At 61.4% G+C, this 13,236-nt stretch carries 13 protein-coding genes and 1 tRNA gene; 5 read left to right on the plus strand and 9 right to left on the minus strand.

The genetic code is table 11. The features are described from left to right. The first annotated feature begins 44 nt into the window (after positions 1 to 44). Positions 45 to 518, plus strand: coding sequence for a hypothetical protein (locus FFM81_RS20580; RefSeq protein WP_003571253.1), 474 nt, complete (start codon positions 45 to 47; stop codon positions 516 to 518). 3 nt (positions 519 to 521) lie between these two features. On the opposite strand, the gene FFM81_RS20585 is transcribed toward FFM81_RS20580, so the two are convergent. The 5 genes from FFM81_RS20585 to FFM81_RS20605 all read right to left on the minus strand — a co-directional run bounded on the left by FFM81_RS20585 (position 522) and on the right by FFM81_RS20605 (position 3,268). Beyond that, positions 522 to 1,310 carry a YdcF family protein gene (locus tag FFM81_RS20585; protein ID WP_025417453.1) on the minus strand — a complete coding sequence of 263 codons (789 nt, stop codon included), beginning with the start codon at positions 1,308 to 1,310 and terminating at the stop codon, positions 522 to 524. 68 nt (positions 1,311 to 1,378) lie between these two features. Next, positions 1,379 to 2,101 (minus strand): YoaK family protein, encoded by a 723-nt coding sequence (locus FFM81_RS20590; RefSeq protein ID WP_003571257.1) that lies wholly within the window; start codon positions 2,099 to 2,101, stop codon positions 1,379 to 1,381. A gap of 160 nt (positions 2,102 to 2,261) precedes the next feature. Further along, positions 2,262 to 2,555, minus strand: a complete 294-nt coding sequence (locus FFM81_RS20595) for a GIY-YIG nuclease family protein (RefSeq protein ID WP_003571259.1) — start codon at positions 2,553 to 2,555, stop codon at positions 2,262 to 2,264. A 101-nt stretch (positions 2,556 to 2,656) separates the two neighbouring features. Continuing rightward, positions 2,657 to 2,732: transfer RNA gene (locus FFM81_RS20600), tRNA-Ala, on the minus strand. Between the two features lie 152 nt (positions 2,733 to 2,884). Beyond that, on the minus strand, positions 2,885 to 3,268 hold the full coding sequence (locus FFM81_RS20605) for a TIGR02300 family protein (RefSeq protein ID WP_003571261.1): 384 nt from the start codon (positions 3,266 to 3,268) through the stop codon (positions 2,885 to 2,887). Positions 3,269 to 3,605: 337 nt separating this feature from the next. Here FFM81_RS20605 and cmk point away from each other — a divergent pair, with 337 nt between their 5' ends. Both cmk and rpsA read left to right on the plus strand, forming a co-directional pair. Beyond that, positions 3,606 to 4,253 (plus strand): (d)CMP kinase, encoded by a 648-nt coding sequence (cmk, locus tag FFM81_RS20610; protein ID WP_138386100.1) that lies wholly within the window; start codon positions 3,606 to 3,608, stop codon positions 4,251 to 4,253. A 178-nt stretch (positions 4,254 to 4,431) separates the two neighbouring features. Further along, on the plus strand, positions 4,432 to 6,135 hold the full coding sequence (gene rpsA, locus FFM81_RS20615; RefSeq protein WP_003571265.1) for a 30S ribosomal protein S1: 1,704 nt from the start codon (positions 4,432 to 4,434) through the stop codon (positions 6,133 to 6,135). Between the two features lie 69 nt (positions 6,136 to 6,204). Here the strand turns inward: rpsA and FFM81_RS20620 are convergent, their stop codons facing one another. The 3 genes from FFM81_RS20620 to FFM81_RS20630 form a co-directional block, all read right to left on the minus strand. After that, positions 6,205 to 7,770: a hypothetical protein gene (locus FFM81_RS20620; protein WP_138386099.1), complete on the minus strand. Its 1,566-nt coding sequence runs from the start codon at positions 7,768 to 7,770 to the stop codon at positions 6,205 to 6,207. Positions 7,771 to 8,000: 230 nt separating this feature from the next. After that, a complete protein-coding gene (locus tag FFM81_RS20625) occupies positions 8,001 to 8,627 on the minus strand; it encodes a ribonuclease D (RefSeq protein ID WP_003571281.1) in 627 nt (208 codons plus the stop codon). A 181-nt stretch (positions 8,628 to 8,808) separates the two neighbouring features. Further along, positions 8,809 to 9,621, minus strand: a complete 813-nt coding sequence (locus tag FFM81_RS20630; protein WP_138386098.1) for a MerR family transcriptional regulator — start codon at positions 9,619 to 9,621, stop codon at positions 8,809 to 8,811. A gap of 166 nt (positions 9,622 to 9,787) precedes the next feature. Between FFM81_RS20630 and FFM81_RS20635 the strand changes: the two genes are divergently transcribed. Further along, positions 9,788 to 11,068, plus strand: a complete 1,281-nt coding sequence (locus FFM81_RS20635) for a 4-aminobutyrate--2-oxoglutarate transaminase (protein WP_025417450.1) — start codon at positions 9,788 to 9,790, stop codon at positions 11,066 to 11,068. Between the two features lie 63 nt (positions 11,069 to 11,131). Beyond that, entirely contained in the window at positions 11,132 to 12,613 is a 1,482-nt protein-coding gene (locus tag FFM81_RS20640) for an NAD-dependent succinate-semialdehyde dehydrogenase (protein WP_003571285.1), read from the plus strand. 45 nt (positions 12,614 to 12,658) lie between these two features. On the opposite strand, the gene FFM81_RS20645 is transcribed toward FFM81_RS20640, so the two are convergent. Beyond that, a complete protein-coding gene (locus tag FFM81_RS20645; protein ID WP_025417449.1) occupies positions 12,659 to 12,868 on the minus strand; it encodes a SlyX family protein in 210 nt (69 codons plus the stop codon). Between the last annotated feature and the right edge of the window lie 368 nt (positions 12,869 to 13,236).

Here is a 13,236-nt window from a genome sequence, read left to right on the forward strand (position 1 = left end):
GCCATAAAGCCAGCCGATAGAGCTTTATCCAAAAGAGGAAAGCCGTGAAAACGCTGGTGCTCGCCGTTCTGAATATTCTCCTGCTGGTGATCATGCCGGCTGTGGCCTTCGGCCAGCAATCGCTGATCTCCGATCCGGAGATCTACGAGAAGAAACATTTCCAGCAGCAGTGTAAGGCGGCCGAATTCGCCGACGGCTTCGTCACCCGGCAGGACATCAACAATGACGGGCTGATTGATGCGGTGGTCAACGAGGGCCTGCTGACCTGCGACGGGCAGAAGGGGCCGCAATGCAATGACGACGGCTGCACCTATAATTTCTATCTGCAGGTGGCCGAAGGCGGTTATTTCATGATCGCGACGGCGCAGATCTACGGCTACGACTTCGTCCAGCGCTTCGGCAACATGGTGCTGGCGATGAAGATGCATCCGCGTTTCTGCGACCGCACCGAAGGTGATCCCTGCATCGTGACCGCGCGCGTGCGCGGCACGAAATTCGTCACCATCTCAAAGAAATAGCTCTTACCGCGGATAAAGTTCCGACGTGCGGCCGGCGAGATAATAGCCGGCCAGCCCGTACCATTCGCGGATCGCCGTCGCCATGTTCTGCGCATTGAGGTTCGGCTGGGTGAAATCCAAACCCGGCCTCACCTCGCCATCGGTGCGATAATCGGTCGGCCAGGGCACGATATCGATGCCGAGCTTGCGGAAGATGCCGACGGAACGCGGCATGTGGAAACCCGAGGTGATCAGCAGGCAATTGGAAAGCCCTTGGCTTGCCAGGAATTCCTTGGTGTTGACGGCGTTTTCGAAGGTGGTGCGCGATTGCCTCTCCTCGATCAGGCGATCCTTGCCGACGCCGAAGAGCGGGAAGAAACGCTCGGAGGCCGCCGCATCGCCTTCATAGATGCCCGAGAGGGAACCGTCGCCGCCCGAGACAAGAATGCGCGACTGCGGAAATTTCTGCGCGAGCCGCAGGGCTTCGACGAAGCGGTCCGCCGCGGCGTTGAATTCTATGCCATGGCGCGCCGTGTTCACCTCGTTTTCGAAGGCGCCGCCGAGCACGATCATGCATTGCAGGTTCTGCGGATCGGCGGCCGGCCTTGCGAAACGCTGCTCGAGACCCTGCATCATAAGGTTGCCGGCCGTAGTGTAGAGCGTGACGAAGAGGATGAGAGCCCCAGCCGCAGCGCCAAGAACGCTCAAGATACGCCAGCGTAGCAGGCCAGCAAGCAGAGCAAGGAAGACGAGGAAGAAGGCCAGCGACAGCGGCTGAGCGAAAATCCAGACAAGCTTCGAAATGACGAACAAGACCTGCTCCTTGGGGATTGGCGGCGGTCCTTCCTATCCGATTCGACGGTGACAGGAATGCGACGGTTCTATTTCGCCCTCGATAGCGAGGATCGATGCGGCGCGATCTTCTGGTTGAAGCGCCGCTGAAGCGGCCGGGGGATGAACATGGCGGCAAGCGCCAGTGCCATGGCAAAGAGGGAGACCAGCCACAGTGCATAGGCTCCGGTCAGTCGCGTCAGCACGGCGCCGACGATGGCGCCGAGCAGCATGCCGCCCCATGGCACGATCTGGATCGTCCATTCGATGCGGCGGTCGCCGATGATCCAGCGGCCGATGCCGCGGCCGAAGCGCGACAGGGCGCCGGTGACATAAGTCAGCCCGATCGGCAGGCCCTCGATATGCTCGACGGCGGCGTTCACCATGCCCATCGAAAAAACGATCAAATAAAACCGGGCAAATAGCATGTCCTGCACCGTCATGACCGAGGCGAGCGCTAGGACGAGGCCGACGCAGCCGAGCACGACGAAAATGCGACGTTGCGAAATATGGGCAACGACGATGCCGGCAGCATTGCCGAGCACGAAAACCATGATGGCCGAGATCAGCACCGCCGCGTGATAAAGGTTGCCCTCGCTCAGGGCGAGTGCGGCTCGCGTCGTATTCCCCGTCATGAAGGAAACGAAATCGCCGGTCAGCAGCAAGCCCGTCGCGTCGGTCATGCCGGCCAGAAACGCGATCGAACCGACGAGGGCGACCCCCATCAGGGTTCGTCGGGTGCGGATGAGGCGGCGGCGTCTTGCTCTGGTCATGGGTCGAGGTCCTGGAGCCGAATCACTGGGGTTGCGGCGGCAAGGATACATCCGCTTCATTGAGGAATTGGCAAAGGCGATTGGAAAGGGATGAAGCTGGCCTTGAATGGCAAGGCATTTTCGCCGCGATCCAGCAGTTCGGGTTCCTACGCACCGGCGCTTATTCGGAATCAATATTCCGGCTGGCGCGGCCACCGGGATCCAGATTCGGCTGGACCAGTCTCTTGCTGGCAAAAGCTCGGCCGGAATGCGATTTCAGGTATTTTTCGAATTCAAACGCTTTTTGCTTGTCGGGAAAAGCGCAATACCAGAGCAGGGTCCATGGTGCGAATTTGGAAGTATGGATGGATTTTCCGGCGTTGTGAGCGGCAAGCCGCTGTTTCAGATCGGCAGTAGAGCCGGTGTATTCCTGATCGGGAAAATCGATGCTGCGGAGAATATAGACGTACCACATCGGCGTTTCAGCCCGTCGTCGCCCTTCGGGCTATGCCGGGCACTGCTTCGGCCTAACGGTTTCTCGCGGCTGCGCCACGCGAAGCCCGTAAGGGCGAAGCGTGGTGGAGCTAAGCGGGATCGAACCGCTGACCTCTTGCATGCCATGCAAGCGCTCTCCCAGCTGAGCTATAGCCCCATCAAGGTGGTCCGGCTCAGGGCCGGTCCTGGGATGCTCCTCAAGGCGTGCGCCCTTCGGAGTGGCGGCTTATTACTTCCGGTTTTCGGAGATAGCAAGCCTAAAAAATCCGGCCCGGAGAATTTTTTCCTCACCGGGCCGAAATGCAGTCGTCAGACGTCGTCTTCGTCGCCGGTGACGCCGATGATGTCGCTCATGTCGTCGTCGTCATCGTCTTCGTCAGGCGTGAGGAAGGTATCGTCGTCGTCATCGCCTTCGATTTCGACATCGTCATCGCCCATATCGGGGATGTCGTCGCCGGAAGCAGCTTCGTCGGCATCCTCAAGCGAAACCAGTTCGACTTCGGTGTTTTCGGTATCGACTTCCGCAACCTCGTCTTCCTCGGCAACATCAGCGATTGCCGAAGTTTCCTCGAAGAAGGACAGGGGGTAAGACTTGCCGGTATAAGGAGAAACGATCGGATCCCGGTTCAGATCATAAAACTTCTTCCCGGTTTCCGGATCGGTACGCTTGGTTCCAAGTTCCGCTTTCGCCACTATAAGCCTCGTGAGAATGGCCGAATGCAAGATTCGGCAAATGCCGTTCAAGCCGGCGTTCCATCGGAATTTATAAGCCGGTCCCCTTAATCGCTGTGGCTTCCCATGTCAAAGCCAAACTTTATGATCAGAGCGCCGGTCTTTCCGGTAGCCGCGGATGACCGGCCGGCGCGGATATGGTAACGAGCCGCGGCGGTGGCGCAAGCGGGCGAAGATCGTCGCCGGAACGCACGGCATTGCGAAGGAAATACTACGCCTTTACAAAGGACTACGTAACGCATGGCTCCGCGCAGGAACCTGCCGCCACCCGCAATCCCCCTGCCGCAGGATTAATCGCATGACAACCAAGACCTTCACCATCGCCATCGATGGCCCGGCAGCGGCCGGCAAGGGCACACTTTCGCGCCTTATCGCCGAGCGATACTGCTTCCATCATCTCGACACCGGCCTGACCTATCGCGCCACGGCCAAGGCGCTGCTCGACGCCGGTCTGCCGCTGAACGACGAGGCGGTGGCCGAAAAGATCGCGCGGGAAATTGAACTCGCCGGGCTCAATCGCGATATACTTTCGCAACATGAGATTGGCGAAGCCGCCTCGAAGATCGCCGTCATGCCGGCGGTGCGCCGGGCGCTGGTCGAGGCGCAGCGGCGCTTTTCCGGCAAGGCGCCGGGAACGGTGCTCGACGGGCGCGATATCGGCACGGTCGTCTGCCCGGATGCGCCTGTCAAACTCTATGTGACGGCTTCGCCGGAGGTGCGCGCAAGACGCCGTTACGACGAGATCCTTAGCAAGGGGGCGACGGCGGATTTCGATGCGATTTTCGAAGACGTCAAGCGGCGTGACGAACGCGACATGGGACGGGCCGACAGCCCTTTGAAACCAGCTGATGATGCGCACTTGCTAGATACGTCGGAAATGAGTATAGAAGCCGCGTTTCAAGCCGCACAATCGATCATCGATGCGGCCTTGAGCCGAAATGCCTAAATTCAAGCGATTTTACATGCGCTGACGCATGGATCGCTTCTTAATACAGCAGCCTGAAATTCCGTCCAAGCGCCGGATTGCCTTCGTGAAAGAGGGCGGACTGGGTTCAGGCCCGTTCAACGCAAACCAACCGGCGCATACGTGTCCGCTTCCCTATCCAGGACACGCAGGAGATTTTATGTCAGTAGCTACTCCCTCTCGCGAGGATTTCGCGGCCCTTCTGGAAGAGTCCTTTGCCAAGAACGATCTGGCCGAAGGCTATGTTACCAAGGGTATCGTCACGGGCATCGAAAAGGATGTCGCCGTTGTCGACGTCGGCCTGAAGGTCGAAGGCCGCATCGCGCTCAAGGAATTCGGCGCCCGCGCCAAGGATGGCCAGCTCAAGGTTGGCGATGAAGTCGAAGTTTACGTTGAGCGTATCGAAAACGCGCTCGGCGAAGCAGTTCTGTCGCGCGAGAAGGCTCGCCGCGAAGAGAGCTGGGTCAAGCTCGAAGCCAAGTTCGAAGCCGGCGAGCGTGTCGAAGGTGTGATCTTCAACCAGGTCAAGGGCGGCTTCACGGTCGATCTCGACGGCGCGATCGCCTTCCTGCCGCGTTCGCAGGTCGATATCCGCCCGATCCGCGACGTTACCCCCCTCATGCACAACCCGCAGCCCTTCGAAATCCTCAAGATGGACAAGCGCCGCGGCAACATCGTGGTTTCGCGCCGTACGGTTCTGGAAGAATCCCGTGCCGAGCAGCGTTCTGAAATCGTTCAGAACCTCGAAGAAGGCCAGGTTGTCGACGGCGTCGTCAAGAACATCACCGATTACGGTGCGTTCGTCGACCTCGGCGGTATCGACGGTCTGCTGCACGTCACCGACATGGCATGGCGCCGTGTGAACCATCCGTCGGAAATCCTGAACATCGGCCAGCAGGTCAAGGTTCAGATCATCCGCATCAACCAGGAAACCCACCGCATCTCGCTCGGCATGAAGCAGCTCGAGAGCGATCCGTGGGATGGCATCCAGGCCAAGTATCCGGAAGGCAAGAAGATTTCCGGTACCGTCACGAACATCACCGACTACGGTGCGTTCGTCGAGCTGGAACCGGGCATCGAAGGCCTGATCCACATCTCGGAAATGTCCTGGACCAAGAAGAACGTTCACCCCGGCAAGATCCTGTCCACGAGCCAGGAAGTCGAAGTCGTCGTTCTTGAAGTCGATCCGTCCAAGCGCCGTATCTCGCTCGGCCTTAAGCAGACGCTGGAAAACCCGTGGGCAGCATTTGCCCGCAGCCATCCGGCCGGCACTGAAGTCGAAGGCGAAGTCAAGAACAAGACCGAATTCGGCCTGTTCATCGGCCTCGATGGCGATGTCGACGGCATGGTTCACCTCTCCGACCTCGACTGGAACCGTCCGGGCGAACAGGTCATCGAGGAGTTCAACAAGGGTGACGTCGTCAAGGCCGTCGTTCTCGACGTCGATGTCGAGAAGGAACGCATCTCGCTCGGCATCAAGCAGCTCGGCAAGGATGCGGTCGGCGATGCTGCCGCTTCCGGCGACCTGCGCAAGAATGCAGTCGTTTCCTGCGAAGTCATCGCAGTCAACGACGGCGGTGTCGAAGTGAAGCTCGTCAACCACGAGGACATCACTTCCTTCATCCGTCGCGCCGATCTCGCCCGCGACCGCGACGAGCAGCGCCCCGAGCGCTTCTCGGTCGGCCAGGTGTTCGACGCCCGCGTCACCAACTTCTCCAAGAAGGACCGCAAGATCATGCTGTCCATCAAGGCTCTGGAGATTGCGGAAGAGAAGGAAGCCGTTGCTCAGTTCGGTTCGTCCGACTCGGGCGCTTCGCTCGGCGACATCCTGGGCGCAGCCCTGAAGAACCGCGGCGGCGAATAAGCTTCGCATCCGCCTTTGAATTGAAGAACCCGCCGGAGCGATCCGGCGGGTTCTTCATTTTCAGCTTATTTATTCCCAGCCGACCATGCGCTGATAAAGCGCATAAACCGGGTCGGCGGCCGCACCCGGCTGATATGGCGTCGGCTCGGAATCGATCATTCTCGGCGTCCTGCGCTCAGGCGCCGCATTGGCTGCTTCGGCGCCGGCCGCAGCATCCCCAGCGCCGGACTGCGCATGCTGCTGATCTTGCTGCTGCTGATCCTCTTGCTGTTGATCCGGCGGCGCGCCATCGTGGTGGTGCTGATGCTGGTGGCTGGTTTCGCCCGCCGTCTCGTTCGACGGGACATCCTTGGCAAACTGATAAGGCAGCTGGGTATAGGCAAGCCCGTCCGGCATCCTTGCCGCGAGCGGTACATAGGCAGCCTCCGTCACCTCGGAGATTGGCATCATTGGCGGCGGCGCGGCGGTTTCTTTCGGCTGGCGGGCAGCCGCAGCCGCGATGTCCGTTTCCATCGGCGATGAGCGAGGTGCAGCGGCCGGGCGCGCATCGGGTGCGGCGAACTCCGGTGGCTGCCGAGTCAAGGTTTCGGCCGCATCGCTGATGACGGCATCGTCGAGGATCGCATCGATCTCCACGGCCGCTTCGACGGGGCCATCCTCCGGCACGGTTTCGATATCCTGCTCGCGGATGATGGTGACGATCATCTCGGAGACCTCTTCGGTCATCGAAGCGACAATTCCTGTCCAGTTCCGGGGAATGACGGGATCGCCCCTTTCCGACACAGCGCGTGGCTGGATCGCCGGCGTTTCCGGCGCGTCTTCGGCGGCTGTGGCTTTGGCCGGCAGGGTCTGCGCGGCGTCGATTTCCTGCGGCGCATATTCTTCCGGGGCGACCTCGCTTGCCGTTACCGACGCGGCCTGAGCCCGGTTTTCAGATTGCGGCGTTTCCGGATCGGCAGCGTCCACGGTTTCGGCGATCGCGGCTTCCTCGGCGGTCGCCAGAGCCGCGGCCTCGATCGGCGGACTGGCCTGCGCGGACTGCTTGTCTGCCGGCGGGCGCAGGGCGGCAGACGCATGATCCTCATGCAGCTGGATCTCCGGCCGGACCTCAGCGCGCATCGGCGAAGCGTCGTTCTGGCCATAGGAGCGCACGACGGCGCGGGCGGCGAGATCGCGATCCTTGTAGCGGACGATTTCCAGATAAGCGACGATGCGGGCTGCTTCCGGGCCTGCGGGGTTCTTCAGGGCTGCGGCGATCATCCGAAGCGGCAGGCTGTGGCCTTGCTCCGTCAGTTGGCGCTCGGACTCGTCGATCCTGGCTGCCGGCAGCCGCTGGATGGCATCGGCAAGCCGGAAGGCGAAGGCAAGATTGGTCTCGTCCTCGCCGCGATCCAGCGAGATCACGGCGCCGGCGGAATTGATAGCATCCAAAAGGGCTTCGACCATGCGCTCGCGTGCGGCAAGCAGCAGGATATTGAGCTTGCCGGCAATGGCGGAATTCAGGTCAGCGGCCTCGACGGCGTTGACGGGCGCGGGGGCAATGACAGAATGGCCGAGGCCGCTGGCGACGATCGCCGCAGTCTGGCCTTGAGACGAAAAGCTTGCATTGGACGCTGCACGAACGGGAGTCAACATGGCATGCTCCTTTCGTAAAGTGACGATGAAAGCAGGCTCTATTAAAGGACCGCGCTCATCCGGCCCCCTCGCATCCCAGCAGATCCTCCTGTCCGCATGACGCAATACCGGCGTCATCGAAATGCATAAATATTAATGGGAATTTTAGGAAAGAGGCGTTAACGAATCGCTAACGGCCGCGACCAAGCCTGTCCACGGCCGTTGTTCCCCGCAAGTCGCGGGCGATTTCCTCAGCTATGGGCGAAAATATCGGCCTCTTCCCAGCCGAGCAGGTCGAGTTTGGCGCGGGTCGGCAGGAATGCGAAGCAGGCCGTCGCATGGTCGAAGCGGCCGTCGCGAAGCAGGCGTTCCGTCAGCTTGTCGCGCAGCGCATGCAGATAAAGCACATCGGAAGCGGCATATTCGAGCTGGGCCGGAGACAGCGTTTCGGCCGCCCAATCGGAAGATTGCTGCGCCTTGGAGATATCAACGTCGAGCATCTCCTTGAGATTGTCCTTGAGCCCGTGGCGATCCGTATAGGTGCGGATCAGGCGCGAGGCGATCTTGGTGCAGAAGACCGGGTTGGTCGTGACGCCGAAGGTGTGAAAGAGCACGGCAATATCGAAGCGACCATAATGGAAGATTTTCTGATGGGTGGGATCTTCGAGCAGAGCAACCAGATTGGGGGCCTCTTTCTGGCCGGCGGCGATGCGGATGATGTCGGCGGTGCCGTCACCAGGTGAAAGCTGGACGAGGCAGAGCCGATCCCGGCGCGGCACCAGGCCGAGCGTTTCGGTGTCGATGGCGACCGCGCCAGTGTAGCGCGCGGCATCGGCTGCGGAAATATCGCCTTCGTGATAACGTATGGTGGCAGCCATCGCATTGTCTTTCGTTCGGATACTGTCCACTTGCGCTATAGCGCAAAGGCGCAAAGCGCGAAACCGCTTCCTGCTGCTAGAGCGCTGTGCGTCCTCTCGGACGCACAGCGCTCTATCTCTTTTAATCTCCGCATCGTGCTTTCCGAAAATCAATTCCAATTTTTCGGGCCGATGCGGGCCGTCAGAATGTCGGCGGCGTGTTAATCCATAAAAGCATGGTTTCGCCATCGTGACGATTGCGCCAGGAATGATAGCGGCGACTTTCGAAATAGAGTGAATCGCCTGGGCCGAGATCGAAGAACTGATCGCTGTCGAGCACCAGTTCGAGCCGGCCGGAGAGGACATGCATGAATTCCTCGCCGTCGTGGCGATAGGCGCCCTCACTGGCCGCACCCGGCGCCAGCACGAAACGATGGCAATCCATCATTCTGCGGCCTTCAGCGAGAAGCTGCACCGTCACCCCCGGCGTCGTTTCCGGCCAGCTGCGCCACTCGCCGGCGCGCACCAGCGCCGGCACCTCATCGCTTTCATCGCCGGAAAGGCGGGAGACGGTGGTGCCGTAATATTCGGCGAGGTCGTGCAGCGTCTTGAAGCTGACGCCCTGCGAGGTGCGCTCCAGCGTCGACAGCGTCGAAGCGGTGATGCCAATATCGCCGGCCACCTGATCGAGCGTCTTGCCGCTCGCATGGCGCAGGCTGCGCAGCTTGCGGCCGAGGCCGGTGCCCTGGCCTGCCTCGGCGCCGTCGGCGGAAGGCTCCTCGCCCTCCAGCGCTTCGCGGATGGCCGCCGGATTGAGGCCGCGCTCTACCCGATACCAGGAGATGCGCTTCAGGCGCGCCACATCATCGGCGCTATATTGCCGGTGACCGGTTTGCGAACGGCCGGGAACAAGCAGACCCTGGCTTTCCCAGAGCCGCAGCGTCGAGGCCGAAACACCCGCCAGCCGTGCGGCCTCCGCCACCTTGTAGCGTACCGGCCCGTTCTCGTCGTTCATCCGAAGATATCCCCGATTCCAATTGCCGCGAGCATTTATCAAAACGCGTGATGTCTGAAGCAAAAAATCCCGCTTGTTTTCTTGCAGGAAAAATGTAGGAGTTTTGTAAATGCCTTGCAGAATTTATGCAAGATAATTCTAAACCCTTCAACGCAGGAGCGGATCGATGACCATGACAAGCCTTACCGACCGGAAGAACGCCGCTATTTCACGCGGCGTCGGCATGACGACCCAGATTTATGCCGATCGCGCAGAGAATGCGGAGATTTGGGACAAGGAAGGCCGCCGTTACATCGATTTCGCCGCCGGCATCGCCGTTCTCAACACCGGCCATCGCCATCCCCGGGTGATCGCCGCGGTCAAGGATCAACTCGACCGCTTCACCCACACCTGCCACCAGGTGGTCCCCTATGAGAACTATGTCAGTCTTGCCGAACGACTGAACGCGCTGCTGCCGGGTGACTTCGAGAAGAAGACGATCTTCGTGACGACAGGCGCCGAAGCGGTCGAGAACGCCGTCAAGATCGCGCGGTCCGCAACCGGCCGCTCGGCCGTCATCGCTTTTGGCGGCGGTTTCCATGGCCGTACCTTCATGGGCATGGCGCTAACCGGCAAGGTCGTCCCCTACAAGGTCGGCTTCGGCGCGATGCCGGGCGATGTTTTCCATGTCCCTTTCCCGATCGAGTTGCACGGCATCACCGCCGATCAGTCGCTTGCAGCGCTGAAGAAGCTCTTTGCCGCCGATGTCGATCCGCAGCGGGTCGCGGCGATCATCATCGAGCCGGTGCAGGGCGAAGGCGGCTTCTACCAGGCGCCTGCCGCCTTCATGAAGGCGCTACGCGAACTCTGCGACCAGCACGGTATCCTGCTGATCGCCGACGAGGTGCAGACCGGGTTTGCCCGCACCGGCAAGATGTTCGCGATGGATCATCACGAGGTGGCGGCCGACCTGACGACGATGGCCAAGAGCCTTGCCGGCGGCTTTCCGCTCGCCGCCGTCACCGGCCGCGCCGACATCATGGACGCACCGGGACCGGGCGGGCTCGGCGGCACCTATGGCGGCAATCCGCTCGGGATCGCGGCCGCCCACGCCGTCCTCGACGTCATCGCCGATGAGGATCTCTGCAACCGCGCCAACCAGCTCGGCGGGCGGCTGAAGCAGCGGCTGGAATCGTTGCGCGAGGCGGTGCCGGAAATCGTCGATATCCGCGGACCGGGCTTCATGAACGCCGTCGAATTCAACGACCGGAAGACGGGATTGCCGAGTGCCGACTTCGCCAACCGGGTGCGGCTGATCGCGCTCGACAAGGGCCTGATCCTGCTCACCTGCGGTGTCCACGGCAACGTCATCCGTTTCCTCGCGCCGATCACCATCCAGGACGCGGTGCTTGGCGAGGCGCTCGACATTCTCGAGGCCTCGATGCTGGAGGCGAGCGCGGCCAAGTGACCGCATCGGAACCGCATTCACGGGCTGCCGGCACCGGCAGCCGCATCCCAATGAGGATATGACATGGCTTTCACCACCGCACTGACGAAACACGTTCCCTTCTCTTCACCCTTGCTGCGAGACGCCGGCTATATCAACGGCGTCTGGACGTCAGGTGATGCCGCCGGGACTTTCGACGTGCTCAACCCGGCAACCCAAGAGCTGCTCGCCTCGCTGCCCGATATGGGTGCTGCCGAGACGCGGACGGCGATCGATGCAGCCCATACCGCCCAGCCGGCCTGGGCTGCCCGCCCGGCCAAGGAGCGCAGCGTCATCCTGCGCAAATGGTTCGACCTGATGGTCGCCAATGCCGACGAACTCGCGGCGATCCTGACGGCCGAAATGGGCAAGCCGTTCGCGGAAGCGCGCGGCGAGATCCTTTATGCCGCCGCCTATATCGAATGGTATGCGGAAGAGGCCAAGCGTATTTACGGCGAGACGATCCCCGCACCTTCCAACGATAAACGCATGATCGTCATCAAGCAGCCGGTCGGCGTCGTCGGCACGATCACGCCGTGGAATTTCCCGGCCGCGATGATTGCCCGAAAGATCGCTCCGGCGCTTGCCGTCGGCTGCACCGTCGTGTCGAAGCCCGCCGAACAGACGCCGCTGACGGCGATCGCCCTTGCCGTTCTCGCCGAACAGGCCGGCATTCCCGCCGGCGTCTTCAACGTCATCGTCGGCATCGACGGCCCGGCGATCGGCCGCGAGCTCTGCGGCAATGAAAAGGTGCGCAAGATCAGCTTCACCGGCTCGACCGAAGTCGGCCGCATCCTGATGCGGCAATGCGCCGACCAGATCAAGAAGGTCAGCCTGGAGCTCGGCGGCAACGCACCCTTCATTGTCTTTGACGATGCCGATCTCGACGCCGCCGTCGAAGGCGCCATCGCCTCCAAATACCGCAATGCCGGCCAGACCTGCGTTTGCGCCAACCGCCTCTACATCCAGTCGAGCGTCTACGACGCCTTCGCGGCCAAGCTTGCCGCCAGGGTCGCCGCAATGTCGGTCGGCGACGGCTTCACGGCGGGTGTCGAGATCGGGCCGCTGATCGACGAGCAGGGCCTTGCCAAGGTCGAAGACCATGTCGGCGACGCGCTTGCCAAGGGCGCCAAAGTGCTGACCGGCGGCAAACGTATCGACGGCGCCGGCACTTTCTTTGCGCCGACGGTGCTGACCGGCGTGACCCGCGGCATGACGGTGGCGCGCGAGGAGACCTTCGGGCCGGTGGCGCCGCTCTTCCGCTTCGAGACGGCCGAGGATGTCATTGCTCAAGCCAACGACACGGAATTCGGCCTGGCCGCCTATTTCTATGCCGGCGACCTGAAGAAGGTCTGGCGGGTGGCGGAAGCGCTTGAATACGGCATGATCGGCATCAATACCGGCCTGATGTCGTCGGAGACCGCACCCTTCGGCGGCATCAAGCAATCCGGCCTCGGCCGCGAGGGCTCGCGCCACGGCGCTGACGATTATCTGGAAATGAAATATCTCTGCATCGGTGGCGTCTGATCCGTCGCCTTAACCGGACAAGCACGCGGCATCAGCCGCGTGCCGTCAATAATGCGGCGGGCGGGTAATCGCCGGCGCGTCCAGCGACTGTTCCTCGAGCGACAGGAAGCGTTCGGTCAGCCGGTCGAGCTTGGTGCGCATCTGCTCCACGCTCTTCCATTGTTCGGTAAGCTGATCGGAAAGCTCTTCGATCGTCTTCGCCTGATGGGCCAGCATTTCCTCCAGCCGGGTGATGCGGTTCGTCTCGTCGGACATTAGAGCCTTTCCGGGTTAGATTGCAGCTAGAGATGCCCGGCCCACCGGCCGCACCGCTTCGCCATGGCGAAGCGATAAGTGCGTCCGGCAACTTTTAAGTCTTGCAGATTTGCCAGGCAAATCTGCGGGAGGGTTGGCTGAAACGGGCCGCCTGATCCACCGGCCGGCTTGGCCGTAGAGCTTGGCTACGACGCGCGCCGGCCGGTCGACCATCCGACTCCGCTTGAGCCAACAGAATGCTACAATCTAACCCGGAAAAGCTCTAGATCCTCCTATGCCGAAACCGGCAGAACAGATGCTTCTCCCAAAGCGGAAATAGGCCACCGCGTCAATGCTTTCGAGGGCAGAGGCACCCACGCGCAAAACTG

Source organism: Rhizobium hidalgonense (genome assembly GCF_005862185.2).
In the GTDB taxonomy this organism is placed as follows: domain Bacteria; phylum Pseudomonadota; class Alphaproteobacteria; order Rhizobiales; family Rhizobiaceae; genus Rhizobium; species Rhizobium hidalgonense.

Excerpts from the sequence above, each read along its gene's own strand:
- FFM81_RS20590 (WP_003571257.1), bottom strand. The coding sequence starts at position 2,101 with ATGACCAGAGCAAGACGCCGCCGCCTCATCCGCACCCGACGAACCCTG.
- FFM81_RS20595 (WP_003571259.1), bottom strand. The coding sequence starts at position 2,555 with ATGTGGTACGTCTATATTCTCCGCAGCATCGATTTTCCCGATCAGGAA.
- cmk (WP_138386100.1), top strand. The coding sequence starts at position 3,606 with ATGACAACCAAGACCTTCACCATCGCCATCGATGGCCCGGCAGCGGCC.
- rpsA (WP_003571265.1), top strand. The coding sequence starts at position 4,432 with ATGTCAGTAGCTACTCCCTCTCGCGAGGATTTCGCGGCCCTTCTGGAA.
- FFM81_RS20620 (WP_138386099.1), bottom strand. The coding sequence starts at position 7,770 with ATGTTGACTCCCGTTCGTGCAGCGTCCAATGCAAGCTTTTCGTCTCAA.
- FFM81_RS20625 (WP_003571281.1), bottom strand. The coding sequence starts at position 8,627 with ATGGCTGCCACCATACGTTATCACGAAGGCGATATTTCCGCAGCCGAT.
- FFM81_RS20630 (WP_138386098.1), bottom strand. The coding sequence starts at position 9,621 with ATGAACGACGAGAACGGGCCGGTACGCTACAAGGTGGCGGAGGCCGCA.
- FFM81_RS20635 (WP_025417450.1), top strand. The coding sequence starts at position 9,788 with ATGACCATGACAAGCCTTACCGACCGGAAGAACGCCGCTATTTCACGC.
- FFM81_RS20640 (WP_003571285.1), top strand. The coding sequence starts at position 11,132 with ATGGCTTTCACCACCGCACTGACGAAACACGTTCCCTTCTCTTCACCC.
- FFM81_RS20645 (WP_025417449.1), bottom strand. The coding sequence starts at position 12,868 with ATGTCCGACGAGACGAACCGCATCACCCGGCTGGAGGAAATGCTGGCC.